This window comes from Tatumella terrea (genome assembly GCF_039523755.1).
In the GTDB taxonomy this organism is placed as follows: domain Bacteria; phylum Pseudomonadota; class Gammaproteobacteria; order Enterobacterales; family Enterobacteriaceae; genus Tatumella; species Tatumella terrea.
In genome coordinates this window covers 15,983-33,310 of record NZ_BAAAFX010000006.1, presented here as the reverse complement: position 1 = coordinate 33,310, position 17,328 = coordinate 15,983, and the positions used below count along the sequence as shown (strand labels likewise).

Here is a 17,328-nt window from a genome sequence, read left to right as displayed (position 1 = left end):
GTGCCGGAGGTTGCGTCAGGGCGATCGCCACTTTATGCTTAAGGTATCGATCACCGCCCTGATGATTGCAGGGCATGTTTGCAGTAAAGCAGACCGGCTTACCGCGTCTGTTCTGATAAATGAGGATCATCATGGTTGCGTCATCTGTCTCTGATAAAGCTCTGACCCTGGGTCATGGCCCGGCACTGCTGGAAGTTTTTCTGGAACCTACCTGCCCGTTCTCTGTCAGGGCCTTCAATAAGCTGAGCGGATTAGTCAGCCTGGCAGGCGAAGACCAGCTCTCCGTCAGGATCTATCTGCAGTCCCAGCCATGGCATATGTTTTCGGGCGTGATTGTCCGCTGTATTCTGGCGGCAAAAACGTTGCCGGAGGGGAACGCCGCCGCCCTGAAAATCATGCAGGCCGTCGGTGAACACCGTGAGGAATTCGAATTCGAGGATCACTGCCGTGGCCAGAATATGACCACCACGCCGCAGCAGATTATTGAACGTATCGAAAAATACAGCGGGATCCGCGTCAGCGAGGCCTTTGATAAACCGGAACTGCAGCAACTGATTAAGTGGCACTGCAAATATTCCCGTCAGAACGGTATTCATGTCTCGCCGACATTTATGATCAACGGCTTAATTCAGGCCGATATGGGCAGTGGCGAGGAAATCAGTCAGTGGGCGGAGAGGATCCGTAACGCGTGATAACGCCGCGGTGAATATTGCCGGTATTCACCGCCATTTTGCCCTTCTCCGGAAATACTTTCGCAAATTTTTTTTATTACTTTGATGCAAATCACACTTTTGTGTTTCTTCGCAAAGGCGTAAGATGGTGTTTATCACCCAATTCCTGTGTGGAAATATCCCGGATGCTCCGTTAATTCAAACACCCCCAGGGTTACCTGTTTTCAGGTGACAACAGACGACGTGTGCCCTAAAGGCAGCCTGCAATTATTTTAAATAACGATTTAATATAAAAAATGCATAATTCATTACTTTTCCGGCTTCGTTTTGCCTGCAAAACGACTTTTGCCCTTGTGATGGCGTTGGTCATGAGTTTTGTCCTGCAACTGGACACCCCGAAATGGTCGATGATGACAGTGGCAATCATTGCGGCATCCCCCGCTTTCGCCTCCGGCGGTGAACCGATGACCGGTGTGCTGAGATTCCGGGGCTTTCTGCGACTTATCGGTACCGCTATCGGCTCTGTCGGGGCGGTGGTGATTATCTGTGGCTTGTCACGGGCGCCGGTACTGATGCTACTGGCCTGCTGCGTCTGGGCCGGTGTTTTCTCCTGGGTGTATACCGTCGTTAAACAGGAAATTTCTTACGCCTTCGGTCTGGCCGGATACTCCGTCTTTATTATTCTGGTCACCGCCTGGCAGGACCCGCAGGCCGCCCCGCAGATCGCCATTTACCGGTCACTGGAAATATCACTCGGATTGCTGTGTATTATATTTTCAGATTTACTGTTTCTTCCCCGCAGTATTAAACCGCAGATACGACGGTTTATTGATGAATGCCCGCTGGCATTATTCCGGTTAATGAGTTGCTGCTTTACTGCCAGTAATGAACAGGAATTTGAAGAACGTTTTAAACTTATGCTGGAAGAATGCAAAAAATTTAATGCCATGCGTCAGGTATTAAAAATGGAATCAACTCATAATAATCCGTTACTGCATCAGCGGTTAAAAGGGATTAACGGTCTGATGTTTCATCTGTGTACTCTGACTTATGAAACCTGGCAATATTTTCAGCAACAACCCGAAAAGCGCAGTTCCAGCTGGTATCTGTTATTTAATCATCCTGTCACGGACAACACGGCCCTGGTACAGAAAATCCATCAGTTTACCCTGCTCATCCATCAGCTTCCTGCCGGCCATACGCCTTATGCACTCTCCTCCTGGATCAAAGGTCTGAAAGAGTTACGCATTCTTTGCACCGGCGTGCAGTCCAAAGTTCCGCTGCATGAAGTGGAAAAAGAGATCATCAGCCGTTATGCGATTAATGCCGCCGCCTCGGTACAGAAGTCACATGCACTGATCAACGGCCTGCGCACCTTTCTGACCGGGCTTGTGGGGTGTTGTCTGTGGCTGACCACCACTTCTTCTGCGATCACCGGATTCCTGATTATTTCGAGTATCGTCTCAACCCTGGCAATGCGGGCCGAAAACCCGCGCAAACTCGCCATGGATTTTATCTACGGCATGATTTACATCCTGCCGATCAGCCTCTTCTATTACCTGGTGGTGGTGCCGTCCACACAACAAAGTTTTCTGCTGCTGATCATTGCCATCAGTCTGCTGGTATTCTTTTTCTCCCTGTGCGTTCAATGGAAGATCCCTGGCAGCGCAGCGTCCCTGATGTTTATTTTTAACCTGATCCCGATCACTAACCCGGAAACGTTCAACTTTAATCACTATATGGATAGCGCACTGGGGCAGATCCTCGGCGCGGTCGTCACCCTGACCATTATCTGGCTGATCCCGGATTTAAGTAAGAGCACCCTGTCGACGGCCCTGCTACGTAATATTCTGACCACGTCACTGCAGACGCTGACGACGAACCCTAAACGCCGTAAAATCAGCCGTCTGAGTGCGTTATACGATGATTTGCTGCTGCTGATCACCATGGACAGCCGTAAGCTGATGCGCTACCGGCTGGGCATTAATCTGATCATTATTTACCGGCGGATTACCGCGCTGAATATTCCCAACCTGCAGACTCTCTCTGATTTTCACCAGCAAATCCGTGAGGCGGCCAATGATTTGTCTCATCAGCGGATGGCCATCCAACGGGAACGAGCCTACCTGAAACTTCAGCAACTACTCCATGAGTATCTGCTGGTGATCCGTATTCTGCCGGAGCCTGAAAAAATAACGGTGGTGGTCAACGACCTGCAAAAACTCCTCACACAATACCGGGGTGAATTGCTGAGCCGTTAACCGTCTGCCCCCGGCCCGGCGGGCGACCCACCCGCCGGACTCCTGTGAAAGACCCTCCCTGAATTGTGAAATTCATCACAACATTTAACCTCGCCGTTATATATGCTGACATACTGATTTTAAAGGTTTTTCCCTGCGACTCTCCTGTTAATAAGGGGTTTTATGTTATCTGATTATCTGAATAATGACCGAATCCGCGTTTGTGACCGGCTGGATAACTGGCAACAAGCCATTGAGCTGGCAGGAGAGCCGCTGCTCCGTGAAGGGGTGATTAGCCGCCGCTATATTGAGGAAATTATTGCTGAACACCGGCGTACCGGCCCTTATTATGTGCTGGCGCCGGGTGTCGCCATGCCACACAGTCGCCCCGAAAACGGATCCCACGGTATCGGCCTGTCCCTGCTGGTCGTGAAAGACGGTGTGGCGTTCGGCAGTGACGGGAACGATCCTGTCCGGCTCATCTTCCTGCTGGCGGCCAAAGATGCCGACAGCCATATTTCCCTGATTTCCTCGCTGGCAGAACTGCTGGACGATGAGGACAATATTGCGCAACTGGCCAGTGGTGACCCGGACGTTCTGCATTCATTAATCCGTCGTTATTAACCTGACCTTGCAATGGCGCTGCCGTTATCCGGCCCGAACAGGCGTCCGTCCACTGAACAGAGGGTATGAGAATGAAAATTTATGCAGTCTGTGGTCATGGCTTAGGCAGCAGTTTCATGCTGGAAAAAAACATCCGCACCGTCATGGAAAAACTGGGTAAAGCGGCCGAGGTCAGCCATACGGATTTAGCCTCGGTCAGTACTGACCTGGCGGATATTTTCGTGCTCGGTCAGGATCTCGCCCCGGGTATGCACGGTAAAGTGGATCCGCACAAAATCATCGTTCTGAAGAGTATTATCTCCAAAGCCGAACTTGAAGAAAAACTGGGGCAGTGGCTGACGGATCACGCCTGATCCCTGCAGACATCTTCTGTAATGACCTTCGGGAGTATGACTATGGCATCGGTGCTCGCTTTTTTCCTCGATATTCTTAAAGTCCCGGCCATTCTGGTGGGGCTGATTGCTTTCATCGGCTTATGTGCGCGTAAGAAAAGTCCCGACCTTATTATTCAGGGGACCATTAAAACGATCCTGGGCTTTCTGGTATTAAGCGGCGGTGCCATGCTGCTGGTATCAACCCTGGGGCCACTGGGAGAAATGTTTGAACACGCCTTCAATATGCAGGGGGTGATCCCTAATAATGAAGCCATTGTGTCGCTTTCTATGGCGCACTACGGGGAAAGTACCGCGTATATCATGGCGTTTGGCATGGTGGCTAATATTTTTCTGGCGCGGTTCAATCGTCTGAAATATATCTACCTCTCCGGGCATGTCTCTTTCTATATGGCCTGCATGCTGGCGGTGATCCTGAGTATTGCCGGGTTTAGCGGGGTCTCTCTGGTGATTTGCGGGTCGCTGGTGATGGGGATTTTTATGGTGACCTTCCCTGCGATGGCACAACCTGTGATGAGGAAAATTACCGGAGAGGATGAGGTCGCACTGGCCCATACCGGAACCATCGGTTATATCCTCGCGGCAGGGATAGGCCGGCTGGTCGGTAAAAATTCCCCGTCAACCGAAGATCTGACGCTGCCCAAAAATCTCGGCTTTTTGCGTGACAGTACCATCTCCATCTCACTGACCATGATGATCATCTATATTATCCTCTGCCTCTGTTCCGGGGGAGAGTATGTCCGGGAGAACATCAGCCAGGGACAGAACATCATTATCTTCTCTGTCCTGATGGGGATCACTTTTGCCGCCGGAGTTTACATCATCCTCTCCGGGGTTCGTCTGATCCTGTCTGAAATCATCCCGGCCTTTCAGGGGTTTTCTGAAAAGCTGGTCCCGGATGCGCGGCCTGCCCTGGATTGCCCGATTGTCTATCCCTATGCCCCGAATGCCGTACTGATAGGCTTCGTCTCCAGTTTTGCCGGCGGACTGGCCGGACTGCTACTGCTGGGCCAGCTTAACTGGGTACTGATCTTACCGGGCGTGGTGCCACACTTCTTTACCGGTGCCACCGCCGGTGTCTTTGGCAATGCGACCGGTGGACGGCGCGGAGCCGTTGCAGGTGCCTTTGCCAACGGATTACTGATCACCTTCCTGCCCGCCATTCTGATCCCGCTTCTCGGTCAGGTAGGGCTGGAAAATACCACATTCTCCGACTCGGATTATGGCGTGGTCGGTATCGTGCTCGGTCAGGCCATTCGCTGGATTTCCCATGAGATGATCATCGCCGTGCTGGTCGCTATCTACGTGGTGATGATCGGATATCACCAGTTAAATCGTCAACGATAGCCCGTCTGGCGGCCTTTTATCTGGCGGCTATTGCTGACGTGAAAGTGGCTGACGGATAACCGGTGGCGGAAACACGCCGTTAATCGCCGCGAGATCGGCCGCCGTCAGCGCCAGGGTTTTCGCCCTGGCGAGCCGCCCGGGGTGTACCGGACTGTCGGCTTCGATAATTGCGGTCATCCCGGGCTGCCGGAGGATCCAGGCCAGTGCGATTTCTGCCGGCTGACAGCGATGGTCACGGGCAATAATCTCCAGCACCGGCGCGCTAAGCAGCGGATCCCCTGCTCCCCCGAAAGGGGATATGCCATCAAATGAATACCGGCCTGACGGCATTGGTCCAGTAAACGGTATTCAGGACCGCGCGCAGCACAGTGATACATCACCTTGTTGATACGGCAGTTTTCACCGCCCGGCAGCGCAAGCAGTTGTTTAATATCCCGGACATCAAAGTCCGCAACGCCCCAGCCCCCGATCAACCCTTCCTGGCGGAGTCTTTCGAGGCTGCGGACCGCGGATGCCAGCAGGCCGGGATAGCGGCGGTGCAGAATATAAAAATCAATATGATCCGTTTGTAGTCGCTTCAGAGAAGCCTGACAAAAACGCCGGGATAACCAGCGATTAGCTGCGCCTGACACCACTTCCGACACCAGACAGACCTCCTGCCGGCGCGTTGCCATCACTTTACCGGTCATCCGCTCCGCCCGGCCTTGACCGTACAAGGCAGAGGTATCAATGGTGGTGATCCCGCAATCTATCGCGCGATGCAGTGCCGTCATAGCCTGCTTTTCCGGGTAACGCCCGTCGCCTGCCGCTTTCGTGCCAGCGGCCAGCGCGGAAAAAGTCAGTGATTTCTTCATTCGACTCCGCATCCGTTATCACCTGGCCTGTGACCGGGATCGATTAAATAAAATATTCCGGTCTCAGCCGCGTCTTCCGTCAGGCTGACACTGGCAATTCCGTGAGTGCTGCACGACACTTCTGATTTAACCCGGGAGTCATCCGTGATGCGGCAAACCCATCTCTTCTGTAATCAGCATACAATTTTCGGGCCAGGTTGCCTCAGTCAGCTGAAAACGCTGCTATTGGCAGCGCCCCTGCCGACACTGGTTTTTATTAACCGGTCGTTTGCTGCCGGTGAATACTGGCCATTACTGCAGTCAGAAACCGGTGACCTGATTGCCGGGGTGATCACCGTCAGCCATGAAGCCTCCCCGCAGGAGCTTGATGAGTGGGTACAAAAATGGCGCAACCTAGCCAAAAGAGTGCTGGCGATAGGCGGGGGCAGTGTGCTGGATGCCGCGAAAGCGTTCAGTACTCTCTGCCGCCATCCTCTGCCGGCGATCCGTTATCTGGAAAAAGTGGGTGATACGCCGTTAAGCGGAGAGCGTCTGCCACTGATTGCCGTCCCCACCACGGCAGGCACAGGCAGCGAAGTTACGATGAACGCGGTGGTGACCGATCAACACCACTATCGCGTAAAGGCCTCATTACGCCATCCGGCGCTGGTCCCGGATATTGCGCTGCTGGACCCGCAATTGCTGAACAATACCCCTGCCACGATCCTGGCCAGCTGCGCGATCGATGCCTTCACCCATTTATTCGAAGCCTGGCTTTCTTCAGAAAGCAGCGTCTTTAGTCGCAGTTTTTCACTGCAGGGGATGCAACTCTTCGTGGCGGCCTGGCCCGCACTGACACAGCCGGATGAACAGGGAGAATGCGCCAGAGAAAAAATGATGATGGCTTCCTGGCTGGGAGGCCTCAGCCTCAGTATGGCAGGGCTTGGGGTGATCCATGGTCTGGCCGGTGAGACGGGTGCATTGATGCCCTGGCATCACGGAGAAGTGTGTGGCCGGTTATTACTGCCGTTTCTTGGTCTGTGTGAACAGATAAAAGACCCCCGTCAGCAGCGCCTGCTGGACGAGTTGTGGCAGGGGCTTTTCCCTGACCGTCCGCCGGAGAATACGGCACGGCAACTGGCGGACTGGTTGCGGGAGATGGCCCCTTACGATCTGTGGCAGTCGCCGCCTGCCCTGCCTGTGGCTCGGTGCCACGAAATCCTCAGCAAGGCGGGCAGCAAGAATTCCCTGATAAAATACAGCCCGCAACAGATGTTGTTTATGTTGTCGGAGAGCTGGCCGTTGGAAGGCTAGCCTCCGGCCCATTACCCGGCGTTATCCCCCGGTTTCAGGCGGAAAAAGCTGAGGAACGCCTGCCGACGCTGACGGTTCCGGAAGGTGTTAATCAGAAATTCCAGCAGATTGAATAACAGGCAAAGTAACAACAACACCACCACATCGGGCAGTGCATTTTTCCAGGAAAGCCCCATCTGGTTGACCCCTGCGATGGCTTTCACTGCCCAGGTCGAGGGGAGCAGATCAGAGAGTAATCTGACGCCCCAGGGCATCGCCTGGACAGGCCAGATGGTCCCTGAAATGTAAAAGACCGGCATGGTCATAAAGGATAAGGTCAGATAAACGATTTCCACACGCCGGATACATTCCGTCAGCAAATTTCCGAGACTGATCACCGCCAGCAGGAAAGGAAAAGTCAGCAACACTATTTCGGCCATGCTGGCCGTTTGCCGGTAACCCAATACCCATGGCCAGAGAACAAACAGGACTATCGACAGAAAGAGCCAGATAGGCAGTAACGCGGAATATGCCCCCAGAATAACCGGCATCGACGGTTTACCGCTGGCACTGATGGTCAGATTAACCCGTACGCTGGCGATTAACAGGGAGTGTTGTAATAACATCACCAGCAACCCGGGAAAGATAATGGCCGCAAAGCTGATACCGGGGTTAAACAGTGGCTGTATTTCGGCTTTGATGGGCGTTAACAGCACACTGGCTTCCGGGGAGGTAAAACCGTGGCTCAGGAGAATTTCATTATTATAATGGGCGAGCATCTGCTGGTAAGCGGCGATCACATCCTGCTCTATCTGCCCGTTCGGCAAACGGTTGGTCGCATCTCCGAATACCGGGATAGACACGGATTCCCCGGCCAGCATTTTCTGTTCCAGATCGACCGGCATAATGATGATAGCAAATAACTTACGCCAGCCCAGGTCACGTCTGGCGGTTTGCAGATCCGCGTAGTTGATCATCTCAATCTTGGAAGTGGCATCCAGATTACGGATCAGTAAGCGGCTGGCGGTACTATGATCCTGGTCCACCACCGCCACCGGCAGATTCCAGACGGTACGGTTCGCATACACCAGACTCATAACACACAATGAGATCAGCAAGATTCCCCACATCGGCCGTTGCAGCATGCCGGTCAGGACTTTGCGGAACGTCTGAAAAAATACGGTCATGTCATCGCCTCTTGTGCGCGAAGGCGGGCCGGTAATCGTTTCCGGACCAGCAAACCTACCACCAGCGGGTAAGCCAGTAATAAGGCACAGACACTGGCCACCGGTTGCGCCGGGACCTGACGCAGGAACAGATCGAACATGGCATACAAAGCATGGGTCAGCGGTTCCAGGTTAGAAATAATCTGAGCCGGTAATGGCATGGATAATTCCGGCACCGCCAGCCCCGAAAATGTCATGGCAATACTCACCAGCAATGCCATCAGCGTATAGGCGGTAATGGCTGAGCGGGTAAAAGTGAACAGAAACACCGCAAGACTCTGCGCTGCCATAATGTAGAAAAAAGCGACACAGTACATATAGAACGCATTCCCCACCACCCTGGCATCTGAAGCCCAGACCAGTAAGGCAATCTGCGCCATCAGTACCGTGGTATAGATAAGCGTATAGGGAGCCATCTTTCCCAGTAACGACAAGGTGAAAGAATTAGAGTAAACCAGCGGCTTACTGCGGGATAACACATAGATCATGCAGGCGACGACAAATAACTGCATCAGATGGATAGTGGCAGCGAACTGCTGATAATAAATATAGCTGCCACTGGCATTAAACAGGCTTTGGTAGGTTAAGGATACCTGAGCCAGCGTCGGGACCTGCTTGCCAATTTTAGCCGCCATAATATTGCGATACTGGCTGTTCAGGGTCGTCATCAGACCGGAGAAGTCCTGGGTGGAATACAGCCCTGAGGCATAAAACAGCGCGTTGTAATAAAAAACCACCTGTGGCTGGCGTCCGGCCAGGACATCGGCCTCGAAATCTGCCGGGATATAGACGATACCGTAATCTTGCGCGGTCCGTAATTTCTGTTCCGCCTGTTCAAGGCCGCCCGGCCACTCAGTGAGTGAGGCATGAGGACTGGCGTCCAGGTCGCGGATGATTTGCCGTGACAACTCACTGTGGTCATTATCCACCACCGCGACCGGTAAATTCAGCAGGGTTCCGGCCGAGAAGTTACTGCTCAGTAACCAGAACAGTAACAACGGGAAGATCCAGGTCAGCCAGTGGATCATTGGCCGTCTGAAGGCATTTCTCAGCTCGCGGTTAAATGCCTGGCGGAAACAACGACGTCCGTATTTTACTTCCATTGCCATAATGCACTCATTCCCTGTCGCAACCCATTCACAGGCTGTAAAGGCCGCAGGCGCACTTCAAATGTTTTTAAATCAAAATCGCCTGTCGCCCGCGTTGCACTTTTGGTCGAAAAGTCTCCCAGCGGCGCAATATAATGCACTTCAGCTTTTATTCTTGCGTTATTTAATGCCGGAACCCGCAGCTCAATGATGTCGCCTTTTCTGACATGCGCGAGAATATCCTCACGCAGATTAAACACAAAATAGGCATCCGGCAGACGCACCAGGGTCAGCAACGGACTGTAAGCCGTCAGCAGGTCACCGACCTCCGCCGGGATAGGGCCGACCTCACCATCCACCGGCGCTCTGACCACCAGGTCATCCGTCTGCGCTTTAATTTCCAGTAGTTGCTGTTCTGCCTCATCCAGCTGGGCGGCATAAATTTCCCGCTGCTGAACACGATCGCCATGCAATCCTTCATCCAGATTGGCCTGTGCACTTTGCATGGACTGCAACGCGGTATTGCGGGCATTACGCGCATCGTCCAGTGCCTGAGCAGAAATATAGCCTTTCGCGGCAATCTTCAGTTGCCGGTTATATTCGTCACGGGCATTCTGGTAGTCCGATGTGGCTGACGCCAGCACGGCACGAAGATTACGGATACTTTCTTCACGGGTGCCGCTGAGAGAGAGATCCAGCTGGGCTTTTGCCTGATCGCGGGCCGCTTCGGCTGCTTTCAGCTGGGCGATAAGTTCGGGAGCTTCCAGTTTCATCAGTACTTCGCCGGCCCGGACATCATCGCCGCGCTGGGCTTCACGTTCAATGACGCGGCCCTTCGCTTTAGATGTCACAATCACTTCCGGCGCATCCACTTCGCCCTGTAATAACAGCCCCTGATTCTGGGCCCGAAAGAAAACGGCCAGCGAAACGACCGCAATCATCAGCAATACGGTCAGTATTATTTTTTTATTCATGCAAACTGCTCCAGTGCACAGTAAGAGTGTTCCATCATCGCTAACCACAATTTTGACATAAAAAAAGCATAGAGCATTGATTCAGGTTATGCCCGGACTCATACCCGCAATCTATCTGCCGGTAAGCTCTCTGCATTAATCAGGCTAACGCCATAGTTTAGTGAACGTCTCATCGGGCGCTGCCAATCATTGATTAGGGCTGCGTTAATAAACATCGTCCGCATCGCTGATGAGCTGATGCTGACAACACCACCGGCTTTCTGACTCCCCATTGTCCCGTGATGTGCCAGGGAAATACCGGTGAAACCATGGCCGCGTACTCTGCCCGTCCCGGCATCCCCGCGGCGACAGGGAATAGAGTCACCCTCACCCGCCGCTGCCCGGAAAAGAACGCCCCCTGCACCGGCCGGCAACCCCGGCCACCGCCGCCGCAGAAAGACTGTGCCCGGTAATCCCCGTATACGCTCTCATCTGTGCCTGCGGCTGTTCCTGCGCGGCCGGAGTTTTCAGGGCGAAACTCCCTGCGCTGAATTGCCAGTCTTAGCAGGGTACGTGGCGGCCGGAAAGCCTCCCCCGAACAGGCGGGATACCGCCACTGGCCCGGGATGCGAAATAAAAAGTGACAATTCCATATCTCTGCGAACGAGATCACCTATCGAATTGATACAGATTTCCGGATTCACCCACGCAGGCGTAAAGCTTATTATTTGACCTGAATCTAATCTGCCTGCGGAGTTTAACCACACTATGTTTTCTTTGAATCGTTTTAACAGTAAAGAACTGGCACTGGCTTACGTTAACGGTCAGCAACAATCCCTGTCACCGGCGGAATTTCTTCAGGCCGTCACCCGGGCTGAAGCTGAATTCAGCCAGTTGCTTAATGCCAGCTGCCGCCCTGCCGGTATTACCCGCCCGGCGTACTCCTTCGAGGGCTAAGTGTGCGCGCCGGAGACTGCCCCCTCAGATTTTGCCGGCAGTACAAATGACCCGAGGCCATACTGCGGAACCGTCTTTGCCCCGGCAGAGATGTCCCGCAGGGCTACCGTAACCGGCCCTCGTCACCGCGAATACCGGGTCTCCTGCCGGTCGCTGCACGGCCTTCCCCCCTCTTCACGTCCTGCTCTTCTTACTGAAACTCCTGTGTGAAAAGCCATTGCCTGAAGTCCTTAATTTCATCCAGGCTCATGGTATGCCCCATGCCCGGATACGTTTTAAAGGTAATGTCCGGCGTTATACCGCTCAGCTGACTCACCGCCTGTCTGGCCTGTCGCAACGGGATCCTTTGATCCGATTCCCCGTGGCCGATAAAAAAATGCAACTGACTGACCTGCTGGCGCGGAATATTGCTTAACGAAAAATTCGCCGGCAAATGTCCGCTGAAAACCGCCACGCCGTGGAATAACTGCGGATACATCAGTGCGACCTTATAGGTCATCACCGCTCCCTGGCTGAATCCCCCCAGATAGGTATGGCTGGCGGAGACGTGATATTGCTGTTGTAAGGTCTTCACCGTCGAAACCACCGCATCACTGCTGCTTTGCTGATCGGCGGCAACCTGCGTCTGTTTGTCTGAATTGCGATACCACTGATAACTGTCTCCGGCGACAGGGAGCGGTGCCCGCAGTGAAACCACAATCATGTTACCCGGCACAATCACCGGGAAGTCGTTGAAATCCTGTTCATTCGCGCCATAACCATGCATCATCAGCAGCATCGATTGCGGTTTATCCTGCCGGACAGCCGGCATAAATAAATAGGTCAGTTCACTTGCCCGGACCGCAGGGTGTATCAGGAAGATACAAAATACGCCGATCACTGCCAGTACTTTTCTCACTCTTATTCCTCTTATGCTGCTTTTTCCGGTAAAAATTTAACGGTCATCCCCCGGAAACCAGGATTTTCCTGCCCCGGTATTCCAGCGGATCCGTGGAAACAGGGATAACCGGATGTTGAACAAAAAATACAAGGGCATAAATAACTGCGGATTATTTTTCGCCATCGGCTCCATGACGGATAACAACGTTTCCAGTTCATGCAGCAGCCTGCTGCCGGGTTGTTCATGGATATTTTTTAATCGCCTCTTCAGGTATAAGCTGATCTCATAAAGCAACGCGTCTGTCTCAAGTCCGTTTAAACGGAGGACTTCCGGATCACGGGCATAGAAGTCAAAGACATTTGCTCCCAGCCATACTTCAGTGATCAGGTTATTTTCAACGGTCAGCGTGTTTCCCGGGTCGGCTTTATTCCTTGGCAGGATAACGTTGATTCTGTCCAGCATTCGCTGAACGAACTGCTGGCGCTGCAATAATGACGCTTTATGCAGACGGATATCATTGAGAAGCTGTAACAATTCTTTAATGCCCGCCCGCAGGGCTCTTTTCGCGGTCCATGAAGGACGTTTGTTGCGGATCATCAGTGTCACCACCAGCGAAATGACAATCCCGACAAAGGTGGAAATCGCGGCGTTGACGGTCGCAAATGGATTGGGGGCAAAATCATGGGTCAGGCCGATATAGGCGGGGAGCTGTGTGGCGATAATCAGCCCGATAAAGTTGGTGGCCGGGTTAGCAATAATCAGCCCCATCAGAAACAGTGCCGGTAACAGACAAATGATCATCGCTTCAAAGGTGATTGCGCCTGGCAGGATCACCATGGAATAAAAAATGCTGATGGCGATAGCAATGGCGATACCTTTCAGAAACACCCGCATTCCGCCGATCGGGCTGTCGTGGGTTGCAAAAAACGAACAGGTTACGGCGGCGATCATTGCCGCATTGTAGCCACTTTTCCAGCCCGAGCCGATCCAGAACAGGCAGGCAATAAAGGTCGCGGCAAAGGCCGTAAAGGCAGACAACGAGATCATGCCGTGGTCGAAATAACGTTGCCGGTGCCCTGCAGGAGAAGATTTACCGCGTCTGCGAAGCCGCGAAATCCTGACTTCCACCCCATGGTACGCACTCAGAATACGCACAAAGTTCTGTAACCGACGGGTCAGCCCCAGAAACAACAAACACTCTTCGGTGCCCCGGCTACCGGAATGAAAATTTTCTGTGATCTTCTGCTGTGTCTCTTCCAGTAACGCATTAATTGAAACCACATCCTCCGTGCTGGCCGGTTGTTCCAGCCAGTCAAGAAACCGGCCCATGCAATGCGTCATCAGTTCAGGCAGCCGGATATTTTCTGCAGACAGCAGACTCAGACGTTTTTCTATCGCCGTCAGGGTCGGAACCAGATAAGAGAGGTGCTGATACTGCGCCGACACCAGACGTACCAGCCGCTTCACCTGATCGGGTTCGTAGGCACAGTGAGTCATCAGCACTTCCACACTCACGGGGTAATTCGCCATCTGGACCAGGATCTGTTCCCGTTCGGGCATTTCTGCCGATCGGGCTTGCTGGCTGAGCAATGAGGCACAGACTTTTTTTGCCTGCTGATACCAGTTATCGACACTGTTCTGTAGCAGCGATTTCATACTCACCGGAAAAATCAGCACATGCACCAGACTACTGCAGAGGATGCCCAGTGCCACCTCTTCAATACGGGAGATCACGGTATAGGTAATGGCTGACGGTGTCGTCACGTCCGGGAACCCCATAATCGCCGCACTGTATCCGGCCAGCATAAAAATATAACTTTTCGGTGTCCGATCATGTAAGGACAGATAAAGACATAGCGCAACCCAGGCGGAGACCGTAAAACTGAACAAAACCGGTGACATCACCGTGGCCGGATAAATGACGAAAATAAAAATTCCGCCCAGTACGGTGCCCAGCAGCCTGAAAAATGATTTTGATACCGTGGAGGCGGAGTAAATCTGTGACACGACATACACCGTGGTGAGTGACCAGGTCGGTTTTTCCAGATTAAGTTCTAATGCCAGATAAAACGCCAGGAATGCCGCCAGCGCCGTTTTCAACGAAAAGACAATCGCACTTTTTGTTAAATAATTCATAGGTTACAGTCAGTTATAAGACTTTTGCTGAGACTGATGGCGAGTATAGTACACCCGGTGATCTGCTCACGACTAAAATTGTAACAGGCCCGGACGCCCCCGGCTCAGGGGTCACTGGCAGAATGAACAGGCAGCATCTTTAAGCTCACAGAGTCCGGAGAGCGGGCTGAGTGGGTAAGCTGACCTCCCTGACCGTTTCCCTTGACACTGCCCCCCGGGTTTATCGCGCGGCAGTCGGGGGAAAAGGCCGGAGGTGATACCGCAGACCCGGCAGGTTGAACGGTCTTCCGGGTGGTCCGCAGGCTTTGCCCATCAGACCCGGGGGTGACAAAGGCTGAAAACAGACCGGCCGTATCCCACTGTATCCCTGCCTGTCATCCGTACCGCCCGAAGACTCTCACAGTTTATCGTGTACATTATTCCCGGTGATGCCCTTTACGGGTGTTGTCCTTGTCCTGCTCAGCCCGAACTACCGCAGCAGGTTTCTTTTTTTCAGGCATGGCTTATTTAATCCGGCTCTTAGGGTGGCCGTGGTCACCGGACAGATAAATGTCTCTGTGCAGGAAATTCTGCCTTCGCTCCGGCGGTTATTCAGCAACGATGGAGTCACGGGAATACGTCATTCATATTTTTATGCCCGAAGCACTGACAGGAGGCAGGGGTCGGGTTCTTATTACGGCCAGACCCGCGCTTAAGATCCTGTGAACTCCCGGGCTTACTCAAACGAGGTGACGGGCCATAAGTGCGCCGGATGCGCCTCATGCCGGGCAATCTGTAATTTTCAGCCCGGAAAAGGTACAATTTGCCGGACTTATCGACAGACCCTTGCAGATTAAACAACGTATTATCGATCTGCCCCCGGTTATTGCGTCACTCCGGGGCACCTCCTCTACTACAGCCCGTAAGGCTGACCCGGGACCTGCATTTTAAGGACGACATTATGTTAAAAACATGGCTGATTCTTTTTGTCTCTATCGTCGCCGAAACATTTGCGACTTCTATGATCAAATCCTCAGAAGGCTTTACCCGTCTGCTCCCCTCACTGGCAGTCATCGCCGGTTATATTATTTCTTTTGCGGGATTATCTCAGGTGGTGCGGGTTATGAATGTCGGGGTAGCTTATGCTATCTGGGCCGGGGTGGGCATCTGCCTGGTCTCACTGATTTCCTGGGTGTTTTTCCGGCAGACGCTGGACCTGGCAGCGATTATCGGCATCCTGCTGATAGTAATGGGGGTAGTGGTTATCCAGCTATTTTCCAAATCCGTCACCCATTGACCGGGCGTCAGTGACGGGTCCCTTTGCGGCGGGGAAATAATGGCCGAAGCATTCGGACTTTGGTCATACCGCCATTTTCTTTGCTCCTCCGGGAAATCAGTCTTACCGGTGACATTGAAGATATTCTCTGGCCGGGTCAGCTGACCGTGCGACGATGACGTGATGCGATAACCCGCAAGTAAAAAACCACCCCGACAGGGGGTGGTTAATTTCAGCGATGCCGATTATTTATGGACGTAATAGCTCGCATAACGTGATTGCTCGATATTAGCCGTCCAGCGTCCTGCTACAACACTATTATCCCAGCCATACCAGTTTAATGCCGGCGTAGAAGCAATTCCCATAGAACACTTGGTGGTCGGGTTGTGAACGTATCCCCCGCGATAACTTCCCTGAGTCCAGCGACGAACCACCACCTGAATAGGTTGCGCGTAATAACCAGGCTCAACACTGATATTCCAGTTATAGTTAGTGCTGAAACTCTGCTGATGACTATAGTTCGCGCTCACTGAGACCAGACTCAACGCTCCCCCGATCACCGGAATTTTATTCAGGTTCAGGCCGACTGTGCCGCCCCACTGATAGCCGGTGGTTTTCGTCTGCCCCCAGATATAGGTACAGCTGGTTACCCCGCCGGATCCTTTCGGGCACAGGTAGATAGGTCCGCGCCAGATCCAGTCTTCCCAGGTGGTACGTGACTGAGTCTGTGCAAAGGCGGCAGATTTGCCGGTTAATATAACATTCTCGGTATGGCCCACCAGACAGGTGCTCGCAAAACCGTTCGACAGCGGAAGCAGTGCCGCTAACAACGTTAGTGAAATCTTTTTCATTGTCTGTCCCCTGAATTATTGGAAGATCTGATCCGGCGTATTGTCTGAATTCACAGCGGATGTTGTTTTCTCATCCGAGAATAGCTCTGTGGAATACTGCCCGGAGCTCAGATCCACCGGGGTCATCAGATAGCCATCACCTTCAGGTGACGTTTTAAACATCACCGCATCAGACTGAACCGAAGAGCCCAGCACCGCTCCTGCCAGGGCTGCCGCTTTTTTACCGCCGGCACTGCCATCAAAAATGACTTCTTTTCCCTGAGTTAATGCCTGAGTCACGGTCGTTTTTAAAGACGCGTCAGCACTGAGTGAATCACCTAATAATAAAATATCGTAGTCACTGGCACTGCCGGCGGTATATTTCGTTTTGAAATAATTCAAAACACCGCCATCACTATCGCCTAATGCATAATAGGTCGGTGTAGTAACTGTGGTTACCGGTTCCTGATCGGCCGAAGTATCTGCTGCCATAACATTGGCAGCAAAGAATCCTGCCAGCGGGAAAGCCAGAATGCTTTTCATCATTTTATTCATTACAGACTCCATAGTTATAATTTAATTAAGGAATACACACGTTTTTTA

The 17,328-nt window shown here is 52.7% G+C and carries 17 protein-coding genes; 8 read left to right on the top strand and 9 right to left on the bottom strand.

What is annotated here, in order from left to right; translation table 11 throughout:
- Nucleotides 1-131 precede the first annotated feature (131 nt).
- The 5 genes from ABD035_RS03170 to ulaA all read left to right on the top strand — a co-directional run bounded on the left by ABD035_RS03170 (nt 132) and on the right by ulaA (nt 5,274).
- Nucleotides 132-692 carry a DsbA family protein gene (locus ABD035_RS03170; RefSeq protein WP_425579700.1) on the top strand — a complete coding sequence of 187 codons (561 nt, stop codon included), beginning with the start codon at nt 132-134 and terminating at the stop codon, nt 690-692.
- Nucleotides 693-967: 275 nt separating this feature from the next.
- Nucleotides 968-2,932: an FUSC family protein gene (locus ABD035_RS03165; protein ID WP_343867646.1), complete on the top strand. Its 1,965-nt coding sequence runs from the start codon at nt 968-970 to the stop codon at nt 2,930-2,932.
- 162 nt (nt 2,933-3,094) lie between these two features.
- On the top strand, nt 3,095-3,535 hold the full coding sequence (locus ABD035_RS03160; RefSeq protein ID WP_343867644.1) for a PTS sugar transporter subunit IIA: 441 nt from the start codon (nt 3,095-3,097) through the stop codon (nt 3,533-3,535).
- A gap of 71 nt (nt 3,536-3,606) precedes the next feature.
- Complete coding sequence (locus ABD035_RS03155) at nt 3,607-3,888, top strand: PTS sugar transporter subunit IIB (protein WP_212712228.1); 282 nt, start codon at nt 3,607-3,609, stop codon at nt 3,886-3,888.
- Nucleotides 3,889-3,924: 36 nt separating this feature from the next.
- A complete protein-coding gene (gene ulaA, locus ABD035_RS03150; protein WP_343867641.1) occupies nt 3,925-5,274 on the top strand; it encodes a PTS ascorbate transporter subunit IIC in 1,350 nt (449 codons plus the stop codon).
- 27 nt (nt 5,275-5,301) lie between these two features.
- On the opposite strand, the gene ABD035_RS03145 is transcribed toward ulaA, so the two are convergent.
- Complete coding sequence (locus ABD035_RS03145) at nt 5,302-5,451, bottom strand: hypothetical protein (protein WP_486388818.1); 150 nt, start codon at nt 5,449-5,451, stop codon at nt 5,302-5,304.
- Nucleotides 5,448-6,128: an aldo/keto reductase gene (locus tag ABD035_RS03140; protein ID WP_343867637.1), complete on the bottom strand. Its 681-nt coding sequence runs from the start codon at nt 6,126-6,128 to the stop codon at nt 5,448-5,450. Before ABD035_RS03140 ends, ABD035_RS03145 begins: the two co-directional genes overlap by 4 nt.
- Before the next feature lie 147 nt (nt 6,129-6,275).
- On the opposite strand from ABD035_RS03140, the gene ABD035_RS03135 reads away from it, so the two are divergent.
- Nucleotides 6,276-7,421 (top strand): iron-containing alcohol dehydrogenase, encoded by a 1,146-nt coding sequence (locus ABD035_RS03135; RefSeq protein WP_343868183.1) that lies wholly within the window; start codon nt 6,276-6,278, stop codon nt 7,419-7,421.
- Between the two features lie 11 nt (nt 7,422-7,432).
- On the opposite strand, the gene ABD035_RS03130 is transcribed toward ABD035_RS03135, so the two are convergent.
- Genes ABD035_RS03130 through ABD035_RS03120 form a run of 3 tightly spaced genes read right to left on the bottom strand, consistent with a single transcriptional unit; the run spans nt 7,433 to nt 10,688 of the window.
- Nucleotides 7,433-8,587: an ABC transporter permease gene (locus ABD035_RS03130; RefSeq protein WP_212712225.1), complete on the bottom strand. Its 1,155-nt coding sequence runs from the start codon at nt 8,585-8,587 to the stop codon at nt 7,433-7,435.
- Entirely contained in the window at nt 8,584-9,735 is a 1,152-nt protein-coding gene (locus tag ABD035_RS03125; RefSeq protein ID WP_343867635.1) for an ABC transporter permease, read from the bottom strand. The genes ABD035_RS03130 and ABD035_RS03125 overlap by 4 nt, the downstream gene beginning before the upstream one ends.
- The gene (locus ABD035_RS03120) at nt 9,720-10,688 is read right to left on the bottom strand and encodes an HlyD family secretion protein (protein ID WP_212712223.1); all 969 of its coding nucleotides are present in this window, start codon (nt 10,686-10,688) and stop codon (nt 9,720-9,722) included. The genes ABD035_RS03125 and ABD035_RS03120 overlap by 16 nt, the downstream gene beginning before the upstream one ends.
- A gap of 747 nt (nt 10,689-11,435) precedes the next feature.
- Between ABD035_RS03120 and ABD035_RS03115 the strand changes: the two genes are divergently transcribed.
- Nucleotides 11,436-11,624 (top strand): hypothetical protein, encoded by a 189-nt coding sequence (locus ABD035_RS03115; protein ID WP_212712222.1) that lies wholly within the window; start codon nt 11,436-11,438, stop codon nt 11,622-11,624.
- Between the two features lie 190 nt (nt 11,625-11,814).
- Here the strand turns inward: ABD035_RS03115 and ABD035_RS03110 are convergent, their stop codons facing one another.
- Nucleotides 11,815-12,522 carry an alpha/beta hydrolase gene (locus ABD035_RS03110; protein ID WP_343867631.1) on the bottom strand — a complete coding sequence of 236 codons (708 nt, stop codon included), beginning with the start codon at nt 12,520-12,522 and terminating at the stop codon, nt 11,815-11,817.
- 36 nt (nt 12,523-12,558) lie between these two features.
- The gene (locus ABD035_RS03105; RefSeq protein ID WP_343867629.1) at nt 12,559-14,640 is read right to left on the bottom strand and encodes an FUSC family protein; all 2,082 of its coding nucleotides are present in this window, start codon (nt 14,638-14,640) and stop codon (nt 12,559-12,561) included.
- A 940-nt stretch (nt 14,641-15,580) separates the two neighbouring features.
- On the opposite strand from ABD035_RS03105, the gene ABD035_RS03100 reads away from it, so the two are divergent.
- Complete coding sequence (locus ABD035_RS03100) at nt 15,581-15,916, top strand: DMT family transporter (protein WP_343867627.1); 336 nt, start codon at nt 15,581-15,583, stop codon at nt 15,914-15,916.
- A 224-nt stretch (nt 15,917-16,140) separates the two neighbouring features.
- Here ABD035_RS03100 and ABD035_RS03095 read toward each other — a convergent pair whose 3' ends face one another.
- Nucleotides 16,141-16,746: a hypothetical protein gene (locus ABD035_RS03095; RefSeq protein WP_343867625.1), complete on the bottom strand. Its 606-nt coding sequence runs from the start codon at nt 16,744-16,746 to the stop codon at nt 16,141-16,143.
- 15 nt (nt 16,747-16,761) lie between these two features.
- Nucleotides 16,762-17,280: a hypothetical protein gene (locus ABD035_RS03090; RefSeq protein WP_343867623.1), complete on the bottom strand. Its 519-nt coding sequence runs from the start codon at nt 17,278-17,280 to the stop codon at nt 16,762-16,764.
- Nucleotides 17,281-17,328 lie beyond the last annotated feature (48 nt).

Coding starts and splice junctions, on each gene's coding strand:
- ulaA (WP_343867641.1), top strand. CDS start 3,925: ATGACTATGGCATCGGTGCTCGCTTTTTTCCTCGATATTCTTAAAGTC.
- ABD035_RS03155 (WP_212712228.1), top strand. CDS start 3,607: ATGAAAATTTATGCAGTCTGTGGTCATGGCTTAGGCAGCAGTTTCATG.
- ABD035_RS03115 (WP_212712222.1), top strand. CDS start 11,436: ATGTTTTCTTTGAATCGTTTTAACAGTAAAGAACTGGCACTGGCTTAC.
- ABD035_RS03105 (WP_343867629.1), bottom strand. CDS start 14,640: ATGAATTATTTAACAAAAAGTGCGATTGTCTTTTCGTTGAAAACGGCG.
- ABD035_RS03140 (WP_343867637.1), bottom strand. CDS start 6,128: ATGAAGAAATCACTGACTTTTTCCGCGCTGGCCGCTGGCACGAAAGCG.
- ABD035_RS03170 (WP_425579700.1), top strand. CDS start 132: ATGGTTGCGTCATCTGTCTCTGATAAAGCTCTGACCCTGGGTCATGGC.
- ABD035_RS03125 (WP_343867635.1), bottom strand. CDS start 9,735: ATGGCAATGGAAGTAAAATACGGACGTCGTTGTTTCCGCCAGGCATTT.
- ABD035_RS03100 (WP_343867627.1), top strand. CDS start 15,581: ATGTTAAAAACATGGCTGATTCTTTTTGTCTCTATCGTCGCCGAAACA.
- ABD035_RS03090 (WP_343867623.1), bottom strand. CDS start 17,280: ATGAATAAAATGATGAAAAGCATTCTGGCTTTCCCGCTGGCAGGATTC.
- ABD035_RS03145 (WP_486388818.1), bottom strand. CDS start 5,451: ATGACCGCAATTATCGAAGCCGACAGTCCGGTACACCCCGGGCGGCTC.
- ABD035_RS03130 (WP_212712225.1), bottom strand. CDS start 8,587: ATGACCGTATTTTTTCAGACGTTCCGCAAAGTCCTGACCGGCATGCTG.
- ABD035_RS03160 (WP_343867644.1), top strand. CDS start 3,095: ATGTTATCTGATTATCTGAATAATGACCGAATCCGCGTTTGTGACCGG.
- ABD035_RS03095 (WP_343867625.1), bottom strand. CDS start 16,746: ATGAAAAAGATTTCACTAACGTTGTTAGCGGCACTGCTTCCGCTGTCG.
- ABD035_RS03165 (WP_343867646.1), top strand. CDS start 968: ATGCATAATTCATTACTTTTCCGGCTTCGTTTTGCCTGCAAAACGACT.
- ABD035_RS03135 (WP_343868183.1), top strand. CDS start 6,276: ATGCGGCAAACCCATCTCTTCTGTAATCAGCATACAATTTTCGGGCCA.
- ABD035_RS03120 (WP_212712223.1), bottom strand. CDS start 10,688: ATGAATAAAAAAATAATACTGACCGTATTGCTGATGATTGCGGTCGTT.